The organism is Saccharopolyspora antimicrobica (assembly GCF_003635025.1).
GTDB lineage: Bacteria > Actinomycetota > Actinomycetes > Mycobacteriales > Pseudonocardiaceae > Saccharopolyspora > Saccharopolyspora antimicrobica.
On the sequence record NZ_RBXX01000002.1, the window covers coordinates 626719 to 648152 of the forward strand.

Sequence of the window (21434 nt, forward strand, 5' to 3'; positions counted from 1 at the left end):
CCGGGCGGGGCTTCAGCCCGCCTTCGACTCGGGCACCCGGCCGCCCGGGCGGGGCTTCCAGCCCGCGACCTGCTTGCCCTGCGCGGTCATCTCGTCCTTGACCTTGGCCGCGTAGACGTCCACGTACTCCTGGCCGGACAGCTCCATCAGCGCGTACATGATCTCGTCGGTGATGGAGCGCTCCACGAACCGGTCGCCCGCCATCCCCTCGTAGCGGGAGAAGTCCAGCGGCGGCCCGACCTTGACCACGACCTTGTGCGGATACCACATCTTCGAGCCGATCGGGTTGACCCGGTCGGTGCCGAACATCGCGATCGGGATCACCGGCGCACCGGATTCCAGCGCCATCCGCGCCACCCCGGTCTTGCCCTTGTACAGCCGGCCGTCCGGTGAGCGGGTGCCCTCCGGGTAGACGCCGAGCAGCTTGCCCTCGCGCAGCAACCGGACCCCGGTGTCCAGCGCGGCCTGCGCGGCGGCGCCGCTGGAGCGGTCGATCGGGACCTGGCCGACACCGGAGAAGAAGTACTTCTTGAACTTGCCCTTCACGCCCTTGCCGGTGAAGTACTCGCGCTTGGCCAGGAAGGTGACCCGCCGCGGCATCATCAGCGGCATGAAGAACGAGTCGGCGACCGCGAGGTGGTTGCTGACCAGGATCGCGCTGCCCCGGGTGGGCACGTGCTCGACGCCTTCGACCTTCGGGCGGCAGAACAGCTTCATCAAGGGCCCGAGCAGAATGTGCTTCATCACCCAGTACAACACCGCGCCGCCGCCTCCCTGCCCCGCAAGATTTCGCTGCTCAGCCTACGGAGCAGGCGCGACCAGCACAATGCGGCGCCGGTGAAGGTGATCTAGACGATTGTTTCCGGCCGAATCCGCGGCCGCGGGGTTCTCAGAGGTTTCCTGACGAGGACGGCCCCTCGACCGTGCATCGGACGAACATCAGGAGGGCACCCGCAGTCCAGGGAACCTCTGAGGTTCTGCCACGCAAAACGAGCCTGAAACCAGCAAGTTCGCGAGGCCGTCCCGTTCGTCGGAGTCTCATGCGACCATGAAGCGGTACAGGCACGCCGATGCTTTGGGAGGCTGCAGTGCCCGTGCTTTCCGGCGCCGAACCGTTCTCGCACGACGGGTCGGACGACATCGGCGTACTGCTCTGCCACGGTTTCACCAGCACTCCGCAGAGCATGCGGGCCTGGGGCGAGCACCTGGCCGCGGAGGGGTGCACCGTCCGCTGCCCGCTGCTGCCCGGCCACGGCACGCGCTGGCCCGACCTCAACCGGACCACCTGGCACGACTGGTACCGGGCCGCGGAGGCCGAGCTCGCGGAGCTGCGCGGGCGGTGCTCGTCGGTGTTCGTGTTCGGCCAGTCGATGGGCGGCACGCTCACCCTCCGGCTGGCCCAGGAGCACCCGGACATCGCGGGCATCGTGCTGGTCAACCCGTCGGTGCTGACCCAGCGCCGGGCGGCGCGACTGCTGCCGCTGCTCAGCCGGGTGTGGCCCGCGGCGGGCGGGATTCCCGGCGACATCGCCAAACCCGGCGGGTTCGAGCTGGCCTACCAGCGGCTCCCGCTGCGGGCGATGGCGAGCCTGCAGCAGCTGTGGGGCGTCGTGCGCGCCGATCTGGGGCGGATCCGGCAGCCGGTGCTGCTGTTCCGCTCCGCGGTCGACCACGTCGTCGAACCGGTGAACGCCGCGACCGTGCTGGACGGCGTGCGCAGCGAGGACCTCACCGAGGTCGTGCTGGCGGACAGCTTCCACGTCGCGACGTTGGACCACGACGCGCCGCGGCTGTTCAGCGGTAGCGTCGAATTCCTGCAACGGATCCACCGCGATCGGGTCGAGGAACTCGTATGAGCACGCGCCGCGACAACGCCGACGGGCCGGAGGACATCGACGCGGCCTTCGCCGAGATCGTCGCCGACCTGGAGCGGGACGAGAACTTCGCGCGCTGGCCCGATGACGACGAGCCGGCCGCCGCGGGCGAGAGGCCCGAAGCGCCGCCGGTGGCCGCCGGGCCGACCGCGGCCGCACCGGTCGAGAGCGGGCCGCGCGACTGGGCGGCCCCGGCCAACGAGGAGGACGAGCACTACGTCCCGCCGGAGCCCCCGCCGCTGCCGACCCCGCGCCCGACGACCATGGCGGGCATCGTCGTGGTCGTGATCGGCGTGCTGTTCGCGCTGGTGCCGGGCCTGGCCGGGCTGTCCGGCACGATCACCCTGCCGCTGGGCCTGGTGCTGATCAGCGGCGGCATCGGCTGGCTCCTGCTCCGCCTGCGCCAGCCCCCGCGCAACTCCGACGACGACGGCGCCCAGGTCTGAATCACCCGGGCGGCCTCAGCCTCCGGAGGCGGCTTTGGCGGTGGTGAGGACGTGTTCCCGGGCCAGGGTCGCCGCGCCGATCATGGCCGCCGGGTCACCGTGGTGGGCGACCACCACGTCGGCCAGCGGGCGGTGCCCGGCGCCGGTGATCATCGCCGCGTAGTGCTCGCGGGCCGCGTCGAGGTAGAGGTGGGCCGAGGCGGAGACGCCGCCGGCGATCACCACGACTTCCGGGTCGTAGACGTCGGCGACCAGCGCCAGCCCCTCCCCCAGCCAGCGCGCCAGGTCGTCCACCGCGCGCCGCGCGAGCGGGTCTCCCGCTTCTGCCGCGCGCGCCACGTCGACGCCGGTCGGGTCGGCGAACTCCCGCAGCGCGCTCGGTTCGCCGCCGGCGCGCAGCATCTCCACCGCCGTGGCGGCCAGGGCCGTTCCGCTGCAGTAGCGCTCCAGGCAACCGCGCTTGCCGCACGAGCACTGCCTGCCGTCCGGCACGACCCGCAGGTGGCCCAGCTCCGGCGCCACTCCGCGCGCGCCGCGGAAGACCTGGCCGTCGATCACCAGCGCCGCGCCGATGCCCGTGCCGATGGCCACCAGCGCCGCCACCCGCGCTCCGGCCGCGGCACCGAACCGGTGCTCGGCGATGGCCGCCGCGTTCGCGTCGTGCTCCAGGACCACCGGGAGCCCGAGACGTGCGGCGAGTTCGTCGGCGACTGCGACGTGCCGCCACGCCAGGTGCGGCGCGAAGCGCACCACCCGGCGGTCCTCGCTGACGAAGCCCGCCACCGCGAGCCCGACCGCGGCCACCGGGTACCGGTCGGAGAGGCCTCGCACGGTGCGCGCGATCGCCTCGTTCAGCTCCGGTCCGCCCGCCGGGGTGGGCACCCGGCCGGTTTCGAGGATCTCGCCGTGCGGATCGACGACCCCGGCTCGCACGCTGGTGCCGCCGACGTCCACGCCGATGGTCAGCACTCGTCCAGCACCGTTCCGCCGACCCGCTGCACGCGGATGCGCTGCACCTTGGCGGGCGCGTCCGGCTCGGGTTCCTCCGCCGGCTGCGGCTCCGGTTCGGCCATCGCCTGCCGCAGCAGCTGCACGATCCCCAGCAGCTGGTCGTTGAGCTCCGGGCGTTGCCCGCGCACCAGCGCCACCGCCGCGCACAGCGGGCACCAGCCGCAGCCGCGCTCCTCGTCCTCGGCGCGCGGGGCGCAGCCGCGCAGGTGCTCCTCGGCCTTGCCGGCCAGTGCGTCGAGCAGCAGTCGCAGTTCCTCGACCAGCTGATCGTGCTTGCGCGCTTCGTCCACCGCTCTCACCGCATCCACTGTTCCGGGTCGGGCCGGAACCGCACCGTCAGCCCGTCGTCTCCGGCGATCGCCCCGGTCACGACGCACCGCCGCAGCACCGCGGGCAGCGCGACCAACCGGCGGCGACCGTCCACCGTGATCGCCAGCTCGTCACCGATGCGGGCCAGGTCCAGCTCCGCCGCGGGGTGCAGCGGCAGCGCGATCCGCAGGTCGTACTCCGCCTCCAGCGTCCGCCCGCCGCCGGTGACCCGCATGGCCGGGGCGGCAGGCAGGTTCTCCAGCGGGTCCGCGTCGCCGTAGAGCTCGGCGCCGAGCTCTTGGAGCGCCTCCGCACCCACCGGCTCGGCAGCGCGGTGCTCCACGACGCGCAGCGGCAGGTCTGTGGCGCTGCGCAGGGAATCGAGGACGTCCTCCTGCTCGCGGCGCCGGGTGCGCAGCCACTGGGCCGCCGCGCCGCGCGCCGATCCCGGGTCCGGCACCACCCGGTTGGCGATCAGCCCGTCGACCCGGATCTGCTGCAGCGCCAGGGCCGTCAGGGTGCGGCGGGTTTCCGCGGCGACCACCGATTCCGGGGTCAGCACCAGCCGCACGCTGGTGCCCGGGTCGGCGAGCATGTTCTTGAGCGCGCTCAGCCGTTCCGCCAGCCGCCCCAGCCCGTCGGCGACCGCGTCCCAGCGCTGCACCTGATCGCTGCCCGCGATGCCCGCCAGCAGTCCGCGCACGGCCCTGCGGTGCGCCGGGAACAGCCGTTCCAGGTAGCCGGCCAGCGATTCCGGCAGGGCGAGCAGCCGCAGCGTTTCGGCGGTCGGCCCGCAGTCGACGAGCACGGTGTCCCACAGTCCGGTGGCCGCCAGCCGGTGCACCTCGGAGAGCGCGAGGAGGTCCTCCACGCCGGGCAGCACCGTCAGCTCCTCGGCGTCGACCTCGCCCACCCCGGCGCCCTGAAGCATCGTCCGCAGGTGTTCGCGCAGCTCGCGCCAGGTGCCGTCGACGAGCGCGCGGGTCTGTACCTCGGCCGCGTGCAGCACCGCGTGGGAGCCGTCCAGCCGCACCTCAGCGGGTTCCGCGCCGAGCTCGGTGCCGAGGGCGTCGGCCAGCGAGTGCGCCGGGTCGGTGGAGACCACGAGCACCTTCCGGCCCGCCGCGGCGATGCGGGCGGCCGTGGCCGCGGCGAGGGTGGTCTTGCCCACCCCGCCCTTGCCGGTGAGAAGCAGGATCCGCAACGGATTACCCGGCGTGCTCCACGCGGCGCTTGAGCTCCTTCAGCGCCGTGTCCATGATCATCTTCTCCGCCTTGCGCTTGAACATCCCGATCATCGGGATGGCCAGGTCCACCGCCAGGCTGTAGGTGACCTCGGTGCTGCCGTCGGGCAGCGGGTCGAGCCGGTAGCTGCCGTGCTGCGCCTTCTGCACCTGGCCCTCGGTGAGCTCCCAGCTCACCGACAGGCCGTCGGCCGCCCAGTCGTAGACGTTGACGTAGGTGTCCTTGACCACTCCCGCGTCCAGGACGAAGCGCACCTTCCCGGCCTTGCCGTCCGAGGTCAGCGACTTCACCTCGGTCTCCTTCACGGCCGCCGCCCACTCCGGGTAGGCGGCGAAATCCCCGATGACGCCCATGATCTCCGCGGCGGAGGCCTTGATCACGATGGACTGGGTGGACTGATCGACCATGCGCGCAGGTTACCGGGTGCGGGTGGGCGCAGCGGCGCGGAGGATCGCCAGGTCCGCCGCCAGGGTCACCACTCGATCGGGTAAGGGCGTCCGGTGCGCTGGAAATGCCCGACGTTGACGCACTCGGTGCGCCCGATGCGGACCCGCCGCGCCAGCGGCTGGTGCACGTGCCCGAACAGCGACCAGCGCGGCTGATCAGCGGCGATCCGCTCGGCCAGCGCGGCCGAACCCAGCTCCGGCCTGCGGGCCACCACGTCGTAGATCAGCTCCGGCACGGCGGGCGGCAGGTGGGTGCAGAGCACGTCGACCGCGGGCAGCCCGGCCACCGCGGCGTCGTACTCCGCCGCCTCCCGCAAGTACGGCACCCAGGCCGCGTTCTTGCGCAGCACCGCACCGGGCGGGAGCACCGTGCCGCCGACGAAACCGAAGGTCAGGCCGCCGATCTCAACGCTCTCGCCGTCCAGCACGTGCACCCCGTCACCGGCGAACTCCGGCCACAGGTGCGGCGCGTCGACGTTGCCGGGCGTGGCGTAGGTGGGTGCGGTCAGCGCGCCGAAGAGCTCGGCGTACTGCTCGCGCACCGCCTCCTCCACCACCGCGGCCGGGTCGGTCAGGCTCGCCCAGAGCGATCGCACGTAGGTGCCGAACTCAGCGAGGTGCGGCCCGCGGCGCAGCTCGGCGAACCGGGCCACCTTCTCCGCGCCGAACACGCGTCCGAGGATGCCCTTGCCGTGGTCGTGGTAGTCCACGAAGTCGATCAGGTCACCGAGCACCACGAGCGCGTCGGCACCGTCGCCCGCGCGCTTGAGCGCCTCGACGTTGCCGTGAACATCCGAAACGACGTGGACGCGCATCCGACTCCTCTCCACCGGCCACTGCTCCCCCGAACCTAATCCGTCCCGGACCCGCCGCCCACCGCCCGTGGTGCGACCTCGGACCGGAGTCGCCCGAACGATCGCGACGGCCTCTAGGCTGTGCTGGCTGGCGCGGTCGGACGAAGGGGACTACCGCTCAGTAACTATCAGCGTTAGGTTGTGCCCCACTGACTGGCGTGTTTTCGGAGGTTTCGACGTGCGAGAGTTCAGCGCACCAGCCACCACGGCGGTGGCCGATGACGAGAACCTCACCGACATGGTGTGGGCCAACGCGGAGCGCTTCGGGAGCACGGTGAGCTTCCGGCGCCGGGTGGACGGCACCTGGGTCGACGTCACCGCCGCCGACTTCGCCGCGCAGGTGCTGGCCGTGGCGAAGGGCCTGGTGGCCAGCGGTCTGCAGCCCGGCGACCGGGTCGGGCTGATGTCCCGCACCCGCTACGAGTGGAGCCTGCTGGACTTCGCGATCTGGGCCGCTGGCTGCGCCACGGTGCCGATCTACGAGACGTCCTCGGCCGACCAGGCCGAGTGGATCCTCACCGACTCCGGGGCCAAGGCCGTCTTCGTGGAGACCGAGGCGCACCGCGCCGAGGTGGACCGCATCGTGGACCGGCTGCCCGAGGTATCGCACGTCTGGCAGATCGACGGGCCGAGCAGCGGCGGCGCGGCCGCCGCGGTGGACGAGCTGACCGCGCTGGGCGCCGAGGTGGACGACCGCGACGTGCACCTGCGCCGCCGCGAGGTGGGCGCCGACGACGTGGCCACCCTGATCTACACCTCGGGCACCACCGGCCGCCCCAAGGGCTGCGTGCTGACCCACCGCAACATGCTCGCCGAGGTGCGGGCCGACATCGAGGCGTTCCCGCAGCTGACCAAGCCGGGCAACTCGATGCTGATGTTCCTGCCGATGGCGCACGTGCTCGCCCGCGCGATCACCGTGATGTGCGTCTACGGCCGCGTCACCCTCGGGCACACCAGCGACGTCAAGGAACTGGTCACCGACCTCGGTTCGTTCCGGCCGACGTTCGTGCTCGCGGTGCCCCGGGTCTTCGAGAAGGTCTACAACACCGCCAAGCAGAAGGCGCACGGCAGCGGCAAGGGCAAGATCTTCGACACCGCCGAGGAGACCGCGGTCGCCTACAGCCGCGCGCTGGACTCCGGCGGCGCCGGGCTGTCGCTGAAGCTCAAGCACCTGCTGTTCGACAAGCTGGTCTACGGCAAGCTGCGCGCGGCGCTCGGCGGCCGGTGCATCGCGGCGGTCTCCGGCGGTGCGCCGCTGGGCGAGCGGCTCGCGCACTTCTTCCGCGGCGTCGGCGTGCCGGTGCTGGAGGGCTACGGGCTCACCGAGACGACCGCGGCCGCCGCGGTGAACGTGGAGACCGCGTTCAAGGTGGGCACCGTCGGCAAGCCGATCGCCGGGACCACGATCCGCATCGCCGAGGACGGCGAGGTGCTGGTCAAGGGCGACGTGGTGTTCCGCGAGTACTGGAACAACCCGCAGGCCACCAAGGACTCCCTCGAGGACGGCTGGTTCCACACCGGCGACCTGGGCTCGCTCGACGACGAGGGCTTCCTGCGGATCACCGGCCGCAAGAAGGAGATCATCGTCACGGCGGGCGGCAAGAACGTCGCCCCGGCGGTGCTGGAGGACGCGCTGCGGTCGCACCCGCTGATCAGCCAGTGCATGGTGGTCGGCGACCAGAAGCCGTTCATCGGCGCGCTGATCACGCTCGACCCGGAGTTCCTGCCGTCCTGGCTGGCCAACAACTCCCGCCCGGAGAACACCCCGGCGGCCGACCTGGTGGACGATCCGGACCTGCGCGCCGAGGTGCAGAAGGCGGTCGACGAGGCCAACAAGGCGGTCTCCCGCGCCGAGCAGATCAAGCAGTTCCGCATCCTCCCGGAGGACTTCACCGAGGCCACCGGCGAGATGACGCCGAGCATGAAGCTCAAGCGCAACAAGGTGGCCCAGAACCACGCGGCCACAATCGAATCGATCTACTCCTGATCGTTCGCGGCAGCTGAGCAGGCCCCGGCTCGTGCGAGCCGGGGCTTTCTCGTCGTCAGCCGAAGGTTTCGCGGAGGGATCGGGCCCATTCGGCGTGGAGCTGGGCCGTGGTCAGGCCGGTTTCGGCGTGCAGGGCCGCTTCTGCTCCTGCGGGTGAGTCGGTGGCCGCCACGCGGTGGTAGAGGCTCACCACGCGCTGCTCGCCGAAGCGCTCGACGAGGTGCCGGACGAGGGACCAGGACTGCTGGTAGGCCAAGTCCAAGCGGGCTGCTCGGTGGAAGTCGGCGGCGGGCAGCTCCGTCGGCGGGCCGCTGATGCGCAGTTCGCGGGTCAGGTCCGGCGCGATGTCGCGCGGCGCCATGCCGCTGTCGCGGTAGCCGACGTAGTCGGCGAAGCCCTCCCGCAGCCACATCGGCGCACCATCCACTGTGTACGGGCGCGCGGCGATGTGGGTGATCTCGTGGCGCAGCACCACGGCCAGCGCGGCGTCCGACAGCTCCGTCGCGGTCCGCAGGTTCAGCACCACCCGCGGCCCCTCCACCCGGCGCGCCGCGGTGTCCACCCGGTCCGCCACCGCGACCGCCGCGATCCCGGCCTCCGCCGCGAACTCCGGGCCCACCATCGAGCGCAGCTCCTCCCGCGACTCCGGGATCAGCACGCCGACCTGCTGGGCCCATCCCGGCCCCCACACCCGGGTCACGTCGCGGATGGCGGCGTCCAGCTGCCGGGCCACCCGCTCGACCGGCTCCCGCCGGTGCCCGATCACCAGCCCGCCCGCGGTGCGCACGACGTGGCACGGGCCGAAGTCCCACGGCCCGCGCCACCGGTGCTCGCCCGCGTCGTCGGCGACGTACCAGGAATTTCCCCGGCGCACGAAGGAGTGCTCGATCCGCCGCGTCGTCGGCACGCTGTCCACACCGGACAGCGCGTAGCGCAGCGAGACCACCGGCTCCCAGGTGTCGTCGCCGAGCAGCGGTTCGGCCGTCGCGTCGACCTCGTAGGACCATTCGGCCAGCGGAATCGCCGCCAGGTTGCGGAACCACTCCTGCTGGCGCTGCTGGAACTCCGCGGGCGCCAGCGGGTCCACTGTGGTCGCGAACGCCGCGGCGTCACCGGAGCGGATCGCGGCGGCCCGCTGCGCCAGGAGCTGCCGGACCGCGTATTCGTGCGCCGATTCCGGCGCCGCGGACTGCGTTTGACCGACGTTGCGGGGCGTCCCCGGCAACCCGACCAAGGTCATGCCGATCAGCACGGCACCGGAAGCGGCCGCCGCCAGCCACCCGCGAAAGCTCCCAGCGCTCAGCACAGAGCGCATCGTAGGGTCGTGTGCATCCCGGACCTCCTCCGGCCCGCAGGAAGACGATCAGGGCCGGCACGCGGGTGCGCGCCGGCCCTGGTGCGATCAGTCGGTTCAGCCCGCCACGCGGCGGATCGAGGTCACCGGGCCGATCTTCTTGTAGTCCGCGACCTTCACCACGTCACCGGTGGTCGGCGCGTGCACCGCCTTGCCGTTGCCGATGTAGATCGACACGTGGCTGACCGGGCTGTAGTAGAAGATCAGGTCGCCGGGCTTGAGGTTGGCCGCCGACACCGATTGACCCTGGTTGACCTGGGTCTTGGTGGAGCCGCCGAGGGTGACCCCGGCCTGCTTGTAGGCCCAGTAGGTCAGCCCGGAGCAGTCGAACTGCGACGGGCCCTTGGCGCCCCACACGTACGGCGAGCCCTGCTTGCTCAGCGCCGCGTTGACCGCCTTGATCGCCGCACCGGCACCGGCGATCGGGCTGGTGTTGGTGTCGCCATCGGTGATCAGGGAGTCCTGGTCCGCGCCGGAGAGCTCGTTGTAGCGCTCCTGGACCTTCTTGATCTGGTCCTGCATCTCCTTGGACTTGTTCTTGACGTCCTCGTAGATGCGACCGGCGTCGGCCTCGGCCTGCTGAGCCCGGTTGCGGGCGTCCTGCGCGGCGCGCTCAGCGGTCTCCGCCTGGCGGCGCGCCGACGCGAGCGCCTGGACCGCGTCGTTGTTGTCCTTGGCCAGCGCGTCCAGCGCGGACGCGCGGTTGAGGAAGTCCTCGGGCGTCTCGCTCACCAACAGCGCGGACAGCTTGTTCAGCCGGGCGCCCTGGTAGGAGGCGTGGGTCAGCTGGTCGACCTGGCCGCGGAATCGCTCCTCGTCGGCCCTGGCCTGGTTGGCGACCTGCTCCGCCTGGCCCGCCTCGTCGTTGGCGCGCTGGAGCTCCGCCTGCTTGGCCGCGTGGTCGTCCTCGGCCTTCTTCATGTCCTCGGTGATCTGCACCGCTTGGTTCTGCAGCTCGCGGACCTGCTTGGCCGCGTCCGAGGCGTTGTCGGGAAGTGGTGGGTCTGCGAGCGCCGGCCCGGAGGACATGCCAACGACGGCGATAACCGCTGTCGCGGTAAGGGCTCCTCGCAGAGATCGCTTAAGTCGGTGCGACGCCACGTCGCGCACTGCTCCTTCTGCCTCTCCACCCGCTCACCTGCCGGATGCCCCCGTATCCGGCCTGGCCGACTCCCCGACAAGTCGTTTCAGCGGTGCCCCGCGGGCCACCCGTTCTGGGCAACTGATCGCCACGAGGTCCCGAGTAGGTTACGAAAGGTGAGGCGCGACGTCCAGAAGCGGGGGCGAAAATTTGTGCATACTCGCACAAGACCCCTAACGGACGAGAATCATTTGCTCACGGTGACGAACATTTCGACCGCTTCACCTGGATTTGTGAAGGTCAGCCGCGCGCGCTCAGAAGAGCGACTCAGCAGAGTGATCGGTTATGAGATCGGCCACTCACCACCCGATCGCCGGGCGGTCGTTCCCGTCGCCGAAGCGTCAGACCCGGTTCAGCCGGGCCAGCAGCAGCGCTGAAGGCACCGCGTAGGCCCCGCGCCGCTGCACCGAGGTGACCACCGCGCGGTCCGAGGTCGCCACCACGACCTGACGTCCCTTCGGTTCCGCCGAGACGAGATCGCGGATCACGTCGTCGGCCTGCACACCGGGCTCGCTGAACAGCACCCGCACCCCGCGCGGCCCGGCCGCGGGCACGGCGAGCACGTCGGCGCCGTCGAAGACGACCGTGACCTCCGCACCGGTGCGCGCGGACAGCGCGGCGAGCTGGTGCGCCAGCCGATCGCGCTGATCGGACAGCGGCAGCTCCGGGTACCCGGTCTTGGTCACGTTGTAGCCGTCCACGATGAGGTGCACGGCGGGCAACCCGAGCAACCGGTCCAGCGCCGCCACGTCCGGAACACCGCCGGTGGCACCGGAATGCGCCCGCACCCGCTGCACGACGTCCGCGGGCCGGGGCCCGCTCCCGCTCGCGCCGAGCTCCCGCCGCAGGCCGCCGACGGCGCCCTCCAACGTCTCCAGCAGCAGCGCCAAGCGCACCTCGTCGCCCTGCCGGGCTTCTCGGGCGCTCTGCCGCGCCACCTCGACCTCGGCGCTCGCGCGCTCCGCGCGCCGCCGCTCCTCCTGTGCGCGGCCTCGCTCCCGATCGCGCTCCGCGGCGATCTCCGCGATCTCCGCTTCGCGCTCCGCTCGCACGGCCGCGAGCTCGCTGCCCGCCTGCTCCGCGGCGTCCTTGGCCTCCTTCAGCCGCACGCCCTGCTCCCGCAGCCGCTTGCGCAAGCGGTCGGCTTCGGTGCTGTTCTCCTCGCCCACTCGCTCCGCCGCGCGGCGCGCTTCGGCGAGTTCGCCGCGCAGCCGGTCCGCTTCGGCGGTCAGGCGCTCGACCCGCGCCACCGCGGAGTCGCGCTCGCTGCGCAGCTGTCCCTGCTCGGTGCGGAACCCGATCAGCTCCGCGTAGTGCGGTGCGATCGGCGAACCTTGCAGCGCCGCCGCGGCGGCGACCACCACCGGGTCCGGATCTTCGAGGCCGAGGGCTTCCGGGCGGTGGTTGCGGCACCAGTCCACCACCGCGGTGCGGAACACGCTGGAATCGCGCAGAGCGTTGAGCAGCGCCGGCTGTCCCAGCTTCGCGCGCTTGGCGGGAGCGAACTTGACCACCGGGCGCAGCTGCACGGGAACGTCCGTCGGGCGCATCTCGCCCAGGGCTCCCGCGGCCAGCTCGGCGAGCCGAACGCGCAGCGGTCCCGGCAGTCCGTCCCAGTCCACGCACGACGCACCGGAGGTCTGCTGTGCACTGTCCACAGCAGACTCGTCGGGTTCGGGGGTGTCCGCTGACCCCGGCATCGGTGGCGCCACCCCCACAGGCTAATCGCCAGGGCCCCGGAACCCCGCATCCACCGCGCTGTCGGTAGCGGGCCGTAACGTGCGCGACGATGTCCGCGCACCCGCAGCTGTCCTTCGACGAGATCCTGACCAGCGAGGAAGTCCCGCTGCACCAGGTGACCTTCGTGGTAGTCGACCTGGAGACCACCGGTGGTGACCGCGTGCAGGACGCGGTCACCGAGATCGGCGCGGTCAAGATCCGCGGCGGCGAGGTGCTCGGCGAGTTCGCCACCCTGGTCAACCCGGAGCGGGGCATCCCGCCGTCGATCGTGACGATCACCGGGATCACCGAGGCGATGGTGGTCGACGCGCCCCGGATGGACACCGTGCTGCCCGCCTTCCTGGAGTTCTGCCGCGGCTGCGTGCTGGTCGCGCACAACGCCCCGTTCGACATCGGGTTCCTGCGCGCCAACTGCGAACGGCTCGGCCTGAGCTGGACGAAACCGCAGGTGGTGGACACCGTCCGGCTGGCCCGCCGGGTGCTGAGCAGGGAGGAGACGCCCAACTACAAGCTCGGCACGCTCGCCCGCGTGCTCAACGCGCGGACCGAACCGGTGCACCGAGCGCTGGACGACGCCCGCGCCACCGTCGACGTGCTGCACTCCCTGCTGGAGCGGGTCGGCTCGCTGGGCCTGCGGACGCTGGACGACCTGCTCAGCCACCTGCCGGACGTCACCCCGCAGCAGCGCGGCAAGCGCGGGCTCGCCGACCAGCTGCCGAACGCACCCGGCGTGTACCTTTTCCGCGGGCCCAACGACGAGGTGCTCTACGTGGGCACCGCGACCGACCTGCGGCGCCGGGTCCGGCAGTACTTCACCGCGGGCGAGCGGCGCAGCCGGGTCAAGGAGATGGTGGCGATCGCCGAGCGCGTCGACCACGTCGAGTGCGCGCACCCGCTGGAAGCCGAGGTTCGCGAACTTCGGCTGCTCGCAGCGCACCAACCGCGCTACAACCGCCGCTCGAAGCACCCGCAGCGCGCCTGGTGGGTGGTGCTGACCGACGAGCCGTTCCCGCGCCTGTCGATCGTCCGGGCCCCGAAAACCGGCGCACTGGGCCCCTTCCGGTCCCGACACACCGCGGCCGACGCCGTCGAAGCGCTGCAAGCGGTGACCGCGGTGCGCCGCTGCACTGAACGCATCTCGGCGCGCGACCCGCAGGGACGGCCGTGCGCCCTGTACGAGCTGGGGCGCTGCGGAGCGCCCTGTGCCGGTCTCCAGAGCGCTGCGGAGTACGAACCCGAGGTGATCTCCATCCGCGAGGTCATCGGCGGCCGCAGCGTCGTTCTGCTGGAGCGCCTGCGCGGCGAGCTCGACCGGCTCTCAGCGGCGCAGCGGTTCGAGGACGCCGCCGCGCACCGCGACCAGCTCGCGGGCCTGGTGCGCTCGCTGGACCGGGGTCAGCGGCTGGCCGCGCTGGCTTCGGTCGCGGAGCTGGTCGCGGCCCGGCCGGACGGTCGCGGCGGCTGGCACCTGGCGGTGATCCGCCACGGCAAGCTCGCCGCCGCGGGCACCGCACGCCGCGGTGTGCCGCCGATGCCCGTCGTGGACCTGCTGCAGGCATCGGCGGAAACCGTCATCCCCGGGCCCGGGCCGCTGTGCGGCACCACCGCCGACGAAGCCCGCGTGGTCTACCGCTGGTTGACCACCGGCGGCACCCGCATGGTCCGCTGCTCGACGCCCTGGAACGAGCCCGCGAGCGCCGCCGGCTCCTGGCAGACCTGGCTCGACAAGGCCATCAACGGCCGGACTCCCTACGCCGCCATCGACTGACTCAGGCGGTCATGTCCAGGGACGCGACGACCTTGGTCGGGCGGATGCGGACCACCAGCTCGCCCGGCACCCCGTTGCGGCGGCCGAACTCCTCCGCCCGGTCCTGCCCCATGTAGCGGCCGCCGATGCGGGTGGCGGTGCGCACCAGATCCGCCGGGTCCTCCGAGATCTCCGCGATGCCCTGCACCTGGACGAAGGCGAACGGCGGCTCGGGCAGGTCCGCGCAGAGCACCACCCGCGGATCGCGGGCGATGGCCCGGCCCTTCGCGGTGTCCTTGCCGGTGTTGAACACGATCTCGTCGCCCTCCAGCACGAACCACACCGGTGCCACCAGCGGGCGCCCGTCGGCCGCGGTGAAGCCGATCATGCCGGTGCGGGTGCCCGCTTCGAGGAAGGCGCGAACTTCCGGATCGTCGATCGAAGTCATGCCGCCAACGTAGGGGGCCGCCCCGACACCCGCGCAGCGAAGAGGCCCGGCACCCCGCCAGGGGTACCGGGCCTCGTTCGGTGACAGCGGCTAGTGCCTCACTCGGTGGGCTGCTGCGGCTTGCCTGCCGTGAGCTCGCGCTCCTCGGCCGCCAGGTCGCTCGCGGCGCTCTCGTGCCGCGCCCGCTCCAGAGCGGTGGTCTCGTCCACCGGGTCCGGGCGGAGCAGGCTGCCCTCGACCGGGCTGCCCGCGGCGCCGAGCTTGTTCATCTTCTTCGGCACCGGAGCGCCCTGGTAGGGCAGCGGCTCCGGGTGGCCGTGGTCGTCCACCGGGCCGAGCGGCTGGTGGACCTCGATGAACTCACCGTGCGGCAGTCGCTTGATGATGCCGGTCTCCACGCCGTGCTCCAGCACCTCGCGGTCGCTGTGCTGCAAGCCCAGGCAGATCCGGTAGGTGATGTAGTAGGCGATCGGCGGCAGCACCAGCAGCCCGATCCGGCCGAACCAGGTCATCAGGTTCAGCGAGATGTTGAACTGGAACGCCACGATGTCGTTCGCGCCCGAGATGAACAGCACCCCGACGAAGGTCAGCGCCATCACGCCCAGGCTGGTCCGGACCGGCACGTCGCGCGGCCGCTGCAGCAGGTTGTGGTGGGCGTTGTCCTTGGTCAGCTTGCGCTCGAGCATCGGGTACGCGATCAGCGTGGTGAACAGGATGCCCATCCCGATCGCACCGGCGAAGAACACCGGCGGCACCGTGTACGGCCCCAGGTACAGCTCCCAGGCCGGCCAGACGCGCAGGATGCCGTCCGCCCAGATCAGGTACCAGTCGGGCTGCGAAGCCGCCGTGACCTGCGAGGCGTTGTACGGACCGAGGTGCCAGACCGCGTTGATCTGGAAGACACCCGCCATGATCGCGCAGACGCCGGTGACCAGTGCGAAGAACGCACCGCCCTTGAGGGCGAAGACCGGCATGATGCGGACGCCGACGACGTTGCCCTCGGTGCGCCGCACGCCCGGGAACTGGGTGTGCTTCTGGTACCAGACCAGCGCCAGGTGCGCCGCGACCAGGCCGAGCATGATGCCCGGGATGACCAGGATGTGCAGCACGTACAGGCGCGGGATGATCTCGGTGCCGGGGAACTCCCCGCCGAACAGCGCCCAGTGCAGCCAGGTGCCGAGCACCGGGATCGACAGCACGATGCCCGACATGGTGGCGCGGATACCGGTACCGGACAGCACGTCGTCCGGCAGCGAGTAGCCGAAGAAGCCCTCGAACATGCCCAGGATCAGCAGCAGCGCGCCGATGGTCCAGTTCGCCTCACGCGGGCGCCGGAACGCACCGGTGAAGAAGATCCGGAACATGTGCAGCATCATCGCGGCGACGAAGATCAGCGCCGCCCAGTGGTGCAGCTGCCGGACGAACAGACCGCCGCGCACCTCGAAGGAGATGTCCAGCGTGCTCTCGAACGCGCGGGACATCGGGATGCCCTGCAGGTTCTGGTAGACGCCCTCGTAGACGACCTCCTCCATGGAGGGGTCGAAGAACAAGGTCAGGTAGACGCCCGTGACGATCAGGAGGATGAACGTGTAGAGGCAGATCTCCCCGAGCAGGAACGACCAGTGCGTGGGGAAGACCTTGTTCAGCTGCCGCCGCATGCCCTTGGCCACCCGGTAGCGCGAGTCGAGCTCGTCAGCCGCCGTGGCGATCTTGCGGTACGCGGCGCTCTCCGATTTCGTCGGTTGGGTGATCGAGCTCATGCGTTACGCTCCCAGTAAGCCGGACCCACCGGTTCGATGAAGTCGCCCTTGGCCACGAAGTAGCCGTCCTCGTCCACCGTCACCGGCAGCTGCGGCAGCGCCCGCGTCGCCGGACCGAAGACCGGCTTCGCGTAGGTGTTGACCACGTCGAACTGCGACTGGTGGCACGGGCAGAGCAGGCGCCCGGTCTGCTGCTCGAACAGCGAGGTCGGGCAGCCGACGTGGGTGCAGATCTTCGAGTAGGCGTAGTAGTCGCCGTAGTTGAAGTCTTCCTGCCCCTTGCGCTTGACCGGCTTGCTGCCCGGGCGGAGCCGGATCAGCATGACCGGTGCGTCGCCCTTGCGCAGCGAGGTCTCCAGCTCCTCGGTGCCGCGCATGGACTCCCGGAACGGGTAGACCGTCTCGAAGCCGCCCGCGTCGATGTCCTCCGGGCGCACGAGCGAGACCTCGTGCTTGTTGCCGGTGTCGCGGCGCAGGTAGGTCTTCTCGCCGGTCTCCGACAGCCAGCCGGTGTGCTGCAGCGACTCCGGCCCGGTGGTCGCCCACGGGTTGCGGACGAAGCCGCCGATCGCGACCACGCCGGCGCCGAGACCGAACGCGCCGACGCCGAAACCGGCGGTGCGCTTGATCATCGACCGGCGGGCGATGCCGCTCTTCTCGCCGGCGTCGGCCAGGATGGCCGCGGCCGTCTGGCGGTCGACCTCTTCCGAGGCGTGCCCGTCGTGGCGCTGCTGGACCGCGACCTCGTGCGGGATGAACTTCTTCTGGTACTGCACCACGCCGATGCCCACGGCCAGGATCGACAGCCCGAAGAAGAACCCGACCAGCGGGTTGTACAGCGAGTAGATGAAGTAGCCGCGCTCGTCCGACGGCGGGACGTAGTCCCACGGCCAGAAGACGAAGACCGCGATGAACGCCAGCGCCGACAGCCCGGAGAGCACGAACCAGCCCGCGACGTTGCGCTCCGCGCGGCGCTCCGCGCGGGTGCCCTTGACGGGCCACTGCTCCTGGTACTCGACGAGCTCGACGTCGTCGAGGGCCAGGCCGAGCCGCATCTTCTCGTCGCGGCTCATCTCGGCCAGTTCGGCCTCTGTGTATTCCTTGTTCTGCTCACTCATGCCCTGGCTCCGATCCACAGGGTGAGGCCGATCAGCGCGCCGATGCCCACCACCCAGGCGATGACGCCTTCAGTTCCCGGACCATAACCGCCCAGGTCGTTGCCGCCGGGGTTGTTGTTCCCGTTGGTCACCGACTTGACGTAGGCGATGATGTCCTTCTTCTCCTCCGGGGTGAGCTGCCGGTCCGAGAACTTCGGCATGTTCTGCGGCCCGGTGAGCATCGCCTCGTAGATGTCCTGCTCGGTCGAGTCGTGCAGGTTCGGCGCGAACTTGCCGGAGGACATCGCGATGCCGCGTCCGGTGAAGTTGTGGCAGGACGCGCAGTTGAGCCGGAACAGCTCAGCACCGCGCGCCGGGTCCTCGCCCCGCAGCGCCTCGCCGGCCTGCTTGGGGGACTCCGGTCCACCGCCGTAGGTCTGCACGTACGCGCCCAGCGCGTCGATCTCCTCGGGCGTGAACTTCGGCGGCTTGCGGATGGCCTGCGCTTCCTGGCGCACCATCGGCATCCGGCCGGTGGAGACCTGGAAGTGCACGGCGGCCTCGCCGGTGCCGACCAGGCTCGGTCCGCGGTCCTGGACGCCCTGCAGGTTGGTGCCGTGGCAGGAGATGCAGGCGTTGTTGTAGAGCTGCTCGCCCTGCCTCACCAGAGCCGGCTCCGCAGCGGCCTGCGCGGTCTGCGGCTCGGGAGTCACGACGGTGTACAGCCCACCGGCACCCACCAGCGCGATGCCCAGCGCCAGCACACCGGAGATCCGCCTCTTGAGCTTCGAGCCCGCGCGGTTCCGTTTCTTGTTGGTGGTCATGAGAGCGGCAACCCTTGCTGTCCGGTTCGGGGAGTTCTGTTTCGACCTCGTTCTAAGAAGCCGATCGAGGAGACTCGGCTCCTCGTCATCATGGGACGAGGTAGATCACGGCGAACAGGCCGACCCACACGATGTCCACGAAGTGCCAGTAGTACGACACGACGATGGCGGCGATGGCCTGCGCGGGCGTGAACTTGCTCAGCTTCGTCCGGATGATCAGGAAGACGAAGGCGACCAGCCCGCCGATCACGTGCAGCCCGTGGAAGCCGGTCGTCATGTAGAAGACCGTGCCGTACGCCGACGAGGCGATGGTGGTCCCGTGCTTGACCAGCTCGACGTACTCGTAGGCCTGGCCGAAGACGAAGACCGAGCCCATGAGCAGCGTGAGGACGTACCACCGGCGGAGGCCGAAGACGTCACCGCGCTCCGCCGCGAACACGCCCCACTGGCAGGTGAACGAGGACAGGACCAGGATCACCGTGAACGGGAGGGCCCACGCGAGGTTCAGATGGGTCGGCGCTGGCGGCCACGGCCCCTCGTTCTGCGCCTTCACCGTGAAGAACATGGCGAAGAGCCCAGCGAAGAACATCAGCTCGCTGGCCAACCAAACGATGGTGCCTACGCTGACCATGTTCGGCCGGTTCAGCGAGTGCACGCGTTGACTGATTGAGGGCGCTGCCGTTGTCACGCGACGCATTATGTCTTGCAGCTTTTCCGCTCGCGCCTTCGGGTCCACCAGGTCGACCGAGGGGTGATCGGATCGCAATCCGGAGGTGACGCACCGTGAAAGGCATCCGCGCCCGCTGGTCCGCCCGGCTGGCCGCCCGCCGCGCCCGCCGCAAGCCCGTGATCAGCGCCGATGATCCGGCGCTGCGGGTCGTGGTGACCGCCTACGACGAGACCGAGGCGGCCTCGACGGCGCTAGCCCGAGCGGATGAGTGGCAGTCCGGACTACCTGCGGTGCTGCGCCACCACCTGGCGCTGCCGGAGCGCTCGATCGAATCGGCCCGCGGTCTGCTGAGCGCCGACGGCTGGGATCTGCGCCCCGGCGGGCGCGGAGCGGAGCGCGGCGGCCCCGGACTGACCGCGATGATCGCGCTGCGTGTTCAGGAACTCGATGCGTTGCATTGCTCACAGGAGAGCTCGCGGATGGCCGGGCTGGCCCAGCGGCACGGCGGCCAGGTCTACGGCTGGGACGCGCTGCAGCCGGGCCCGGACGCGCCGAGCTGATCGATTTCGCCGGGCGACTACTGTTCGTCCCGGTCCGGCCGCTAGCATCCGGGGAAGTTCGCGACCTCGCCCGGCCCACCGCCGGGGCGTCCCGCAGACACTGAGGAGCCGTCGATGAGCGCACCGACCACCACCGTTCTCGTGTTCAGCCACCGCCCCGAGGTCCGGGAGGCGATCATCACAGCGATCGGTCGGCGCCCGGCTCCGGATCTGGGCCGGCTGCACTACGTGGAGGTCGGCACCGTCGCCGACGTGCTCAGCGAGGTCGACGCGGGCAGGGCGGACCTGGTGATCCTGGACGGCGAGGCGCAGCCCACCGGTGGCATGGGCGTGTCGCGGCAGCTGAAGAACGAGATCGACGACTGCCCGCCGGTGGTCGTGTCGGTGCGCCGCAAGGACGACCGATGGCTCGCCACCTGGTCGCAGGCCGACGCGGTGCTGGTGCACCCGCTCGACCCGCTGGCCGCGGCCGAGACCGTCGCCGAGGTGCTGCGCACCAGCGGCAAGCCGGTCCCGGCCTGACCCTGGCCGACTGAACCCCTCCGGCGCGGATTGACCGCGGTCGGATGTGGGTACCGGAACTCCAGACGACTACGGCGGCGGCCCCCTCTCGGTCCGCCGCTGTCGGCGCTGGTCCAAGAACCTGTCGGCGAAGCCGTCCGCGCTTGTGAAGCGGCGCCAGCCGCTTGCACCCACCCGTGCAAGACGACCACCGGCGGGTTCTCAGAGGCTTCCTGGCGAGGACAGCCCTTCCGCCGTGTATTGGACATACATCAGGAAGGGCTCCCGCAGTCCAGGGAGCCTCTGAGGTTCCGCTGAGTGACCATCTACGTAAAGTGACTAAGAACAGCCATCAGCACGGAAGAAGAAGCGTGGGAACCATGGCGGGAAGCTGGGCGGGACTGCTGGGCAGCCTGGTCGCGGGTGAGGACCTCTCCGCGGAGGACACCGCCTGGGCGATGGACCTGATCATGTCCGGGGAGGCCACCCCGGCGCGGGTCGCGGCGTTCGTCGTCGCGCTGCGCGCCAAGGGCGAGACCCCTGCCGAGATCCGCGGCATGGCCGACGCCATGCTCGAGCACGCGCGCCCCGTCGACATCGCCCAGCGCGCGGTGGACATCGTCGGCACCGGCGGCGACCGCTCCGGCAGCGTGAACATCTCCACCATGGCCGCGATCGTGCTCGCCGCCGCGGGCATCACCGTGGTCAAGCACGGCAACCGGGCGGCCTCGTCGAAGTGCGGCACGGCCGACGTGCTGGAGGAGCTGGGCGTGGCCATCGACCTGCCGCCGGAGGGCGTGCGGCGCTGCGTCGAGGAGGTCGGCATCGGGTTCTGCTTCGCGCCGGTGTTCCACCCCGGCTTCAAGCACGCAGGCGGCCCGCGCCGCGAGATCGGCATCCCTACCGCGTTCAACCTGCTGGGCCCGCTGACCAACCCGGCGCGCCCGGTGGCCGGCCTGATCGGCTGCGCCGATCGCCGGATGGCGCCGGTGGTGGCCGAGGTGTTCGCCGCCCGCGGCAAGTCCGCGCTGGTGGTGCGCGGCGACGACGGCATGGACGAGATCACCACCACGACGCCGAGCACCGCTTGGGTGGTGCACGACGGGATGGTCCGCGAGGACCGGATCGATCCGCGGGACTTCGGCATCGCCTACGCCCGGCCGGAGGACCTGCAGGGCGGCGACGCCGTGGTGAACGCGAAGGCCGTGCACGACCTCCTGGCGGGCGCGAAGGGCCCGGTGCGCGACGCTGTGCTGCTGAACGCGGCCGGTGCGATGGTCGCCTACGAAGGCCCGGGAGAGGACATCAGCGCGCAGCTCGGGGCCGCGCTGGGCCGGGTCGGCGAGGCGATCGACTCGGGAGCGGCCGCGGAGCTGTTGAGCCGCTGGGCGAGGACGTCGACCGCGCTGCGCTGACCACT

General features: G+C 71.1%; 21 protein-coding genes. 7 read left to right on the forward strand and 14 right to left on the reverse strand.

What is annotated here, in order from left to right:
- Window positions 1-12: 12 nt before the first annotated feature.
- Complete coding sequence (locus tag ATL45_RS03480; protein ID WP_093158850.1) at window positions 13-759, reverse strand: lysophospholipid acyltransferase family protein; 747 nt, start codon at window positions 757-759, stop codon at window positions 13-15.
- A 329-nt stretch (window positions 760-1088) separates the two neighbouring features.
- Between ATL45_RS03480 and ATL45_RS03485 the strand changes: the two genes are divergently transcribed.
- Both ATL45_RS03485 and ATL45_RS03490 read left to right on the forward strand, forming a co-directional pair.
- Window positions 1089-1856 (forward strand): alpha/beta hydrolase, encoded by a 768-nt coding sequence (locus ATL45_RS03485; RefSeq protein ID WP_093158853.1) that lies wholly within the window; start codon window positions 1089-1091, stop codon window positions 1854-1856.
- Window positions 1853-2320, forward strand: coding sequence for a hypothetical protein (locus ATL45_RS03490; protein WP_093158855.1), 468 nt, complete (start codon window positions 1853-1855; stop codon window positions 2318-2320). The genes ATL45_RS03485 and ATL45_RS03490 overlap by 4 nt, the downstream gene beginning before the upstream one ends.
- Window positions 2321-2335: 15 nt before the next feature.
- Here ATL45_RS03490 and ATL45_RS03495 read toward each other — a convergent pair whose 3' ends face one another.
- The 5 genes from ATL45_RS03495 to ATL45_RS03515 form a co-directional block, all read right to left on the reverse strand.
- Complete coding sequence (locus tag ATL45_RS03495; protein WP_093158858.1) at window positions 2336-3289, reverse strand: ROK family protein; 954 nt, start codon at window positions 3287-3289, stop codon at window positions 2336-2338.
- The gene (locus ATL45_RS03500) at window positions 3283-3630 is read right to left on the reverse strand and encodes a hypothetical protein (RefSeq protein WP_246025146.1); all 348 of its coding nucleotides are present in this window, start codon (window positions 3628-3630) and stop codon (window positions 3283-3285) included. Before ATL45_RS03500 ends, ATL45_RS03495 begins: the two co-directional genes overlap by 7 nt.
- Window positions 3627-4844, reverse strand: a complete 1218-nt coding sequence (locus ATL45_RS03505; RefSeq protein WP_093158862.1) for an ArsA family ATPase — start codon at window positions 4842-4844, stop codon at window positions 3627-3629. Before ATL45_RS03505 ends, ATL45_RS03500 begins: the two co-directional genes overlap by 4 nt.
- A 4-nt stretch (window positions 4845-4848) precedes the next feature.
- Complete coding sequence (locus tag ATL45_RS03510) at window positions 4849-5292, reverse strand: SRPBCC family protein (RefSeq protein ID WP_093158864.1); 444 nt, start codon at window positions 5290-5292, stop codon at window positions 4849-4851.
- 65 nt (window positions 5293-5357) lie between these two features.
- The gene (locus ATL45_RS03515) at window positions 5358-6146 is read right to left on the reverse strand and encodes a metallophosphoesterase family protein (protein WP_093158867.1); all 789 of its coding nucleotides are present in this window, start codon (window positions 6144-6146) and stop codon (window positions 5358-5360) included.
- A gap of 217 nt (window positions 6147-6363) precedes the next feature.
- On the opposite strand from ATL45_RS03515, the gene ATL45_RS03520 reads away from it, so the two are divergent.
- The gene (locus ATL45_RS03520) at window positions 6364-8172 is read left to right on the forward strand and encodes an AMP-dependent synthetase/ligase (RefSeq protein WP_093158869.1); all 1809 of its coding nucleotides are present in this window, start codon (window positions 6364-6366) and stop codon (window positions 8170-8172) included.
- A 55-nt stretch (window positions 8173-8227) separates the two neighbouring features.
- Here ATL45_RS03520 and ATL45_RS03525 read toward each other — a convergent pair whose 3' ends face one another.
- The 3 genes from ATL45_RS03525 to ATL45_RS03535 all read right to left on the reverse strand — a co-directional run bounded on the left by ATL45_RS03525 (window position 8228) and on the right by ATL45_RS03535 (window position 12367).
- On the reverse strand, window positions 8228-9478 hold the full coding sequence (locus ATL45_RS03525) for a hypothetical protein (protein WP_177242089.1): 1251 nt from the start codon (window positions 9476-9478) through the stop codon (window positions 8228-8230).
- Window positions 9479-9583: 105 nt separating this feature from the next.
- Entirely contained in the window at window positions 9584-10555 is a 972-nt protein-coding gene (locus tag ATL45_RS03530; protein ID WP_093158872.1) for a C40 family peptidase, read from the reverse strand.
- Between the two features lie 453 nt (window positions 10556-11008).
- A complete protein-coding gene (locus ATL45_RS03535; protein WP_093159015.1) occupies window positions 11009-12367 on the reverse strand; it encodes an NYN domain-containing protein in 1359 nt (452 codons plus the stop codon).
- An 89-nt stretch (window positions 12368-12456) separates the two neighbouring features.
- Here ATL45_RS03535 and ATL45_RS03540 point away from each other — a divergent pair, with 89 nt between their 5' ends.
- A complete protein-coding gene (locus ATL45_RS03540; protein WP_093158874.1) occupies window positions 12457-14175 on the forward strand; it encodes a DEDD exonuclease domain-containing protein in 1719 nt (572 codons plus the stop codon).
- Window position 14176: 1 nt separating this feature from the next.
- On the opposite strand, the gene ATL45_RS03545 is transcribed toward ATL45_RS03540, so the two are convergent.
- The 5 genes from ATL45_RS03545 to ctaE all read right to left on the reverse strand — a co-directional run bounded on the left by ATL45_RS03545 (window position 14177) and on the right by ctaE (window position 18980).
- Window positions 14177-14602, reverse strand: coding sequence for a PPOX class F420-dependent oxidoreductase (locus ATL45_RS03545; RefSeq protein WP_093158877.1), 426 nt, complete (start codon window positions 14600-14602; stop codon window positions 14177-14179).
- Between the two features lie 98 nt (window positions 14603-14700).
- The gene (gene qcrB, locus ATL45_RS03550) at window positions 14701-16362 is read right to left on the reverse strand and encodes a cytochrome bc1 complex cytochrome b subunit (RefSeq protein WP_093158879.1); all 1662 of its coding nucleotides are present in this window, start codon (window positions 16360-16362) and stop codon (window positions 14701-14703) included.
- Window positions 16359-17480 carry a cytochrome bc1 complex Rieske iron-sulfur subunit gene (gene qcrA / locus ATL45_RS03555; RefSeq protein ID WP_093158882.1) on the reverse strand — a complete coding sequence of 374 codons (1122 nt, stop codon included), beginning with the start codon at window positions 17478-17480 and terminating at the stop codon, window positions 16359-16361. Before qcrA ends, qcrB begins: the two co-directional genes overlap by 4 nt.
- Window positions 17477-18283: a cytochrome bc1 complex diheme cytochrome c subunit gene (qcrC, locus tag ATL45_RS03560; RefSeq protein WP_093158884.1), complete on the reverse strand. Its 807-nt coding sequence runs from the start codon at window positions 18281-18283 to the stop codon at window positions 17477-17479. The genes qcrA and qcrC overlap by 4 nt, the downstream gene beginning before the upstream one ends.
- Before the next feature lie 88 nt (window positions 18284-18371).
- Entirely contained in the window at window positions 18372-18980 is a 609-nt protein-coding gene (gene ctaE / locus ATL45_RS03565) for an aa3-type cytochrome oxidase subunit III (RefSeq protein ID WP_093158887.1), read from the reverse strand.
- A 95-nt stretch (window positions 18981-19075) separates the two neighbouring features.
- Here ctaE and ATL45_RS03570 point away from each other — a divergent pair, with 95 nt between their 5' ends.
- From ATL45_RS03570 to trpD, 3 genes are all read left to right on the forward strand, one after another.
- Window positions 19076-19513: a hypothetical protein gene (locus ATL45_RS03570; protein ID WP_246025783.1), complete on the forward strand. Its 438-nt coding sequence runs from the start codon at window positions 19076-19078 to the stop codon at window positions 19511-19513.
- A gap of 114 nt (window positions 19514-19627) precedes the next feature.
- Window positions 19628-20035 carry a response regulator gene (locus ATL45_RS03575; protein ID WP_093158889.1) on the forward strand — a complete coding sequence of 136 codons (408 nt, stop codon included), beginning with the start codon at window positions 19628-19630 and terminating at the stop codon, window positions 20033-20035.
- A 359-nt stretch (window positions 20036-20394) separates the two neighbouring features.
- Window positions 20395-21429, forward strand: a complete 1035-nt coding sequence (trpD, locus tag ATL45_RS03580; RefSeq protein ID WP_177242090.1) for an anthranilate phosphoribosyltransferase — start codon at window positions 20395-20397, stop codon at window positions 21427-21429.
- Window positions 21430-21434 lie beyond the last annotated feature (5 nt).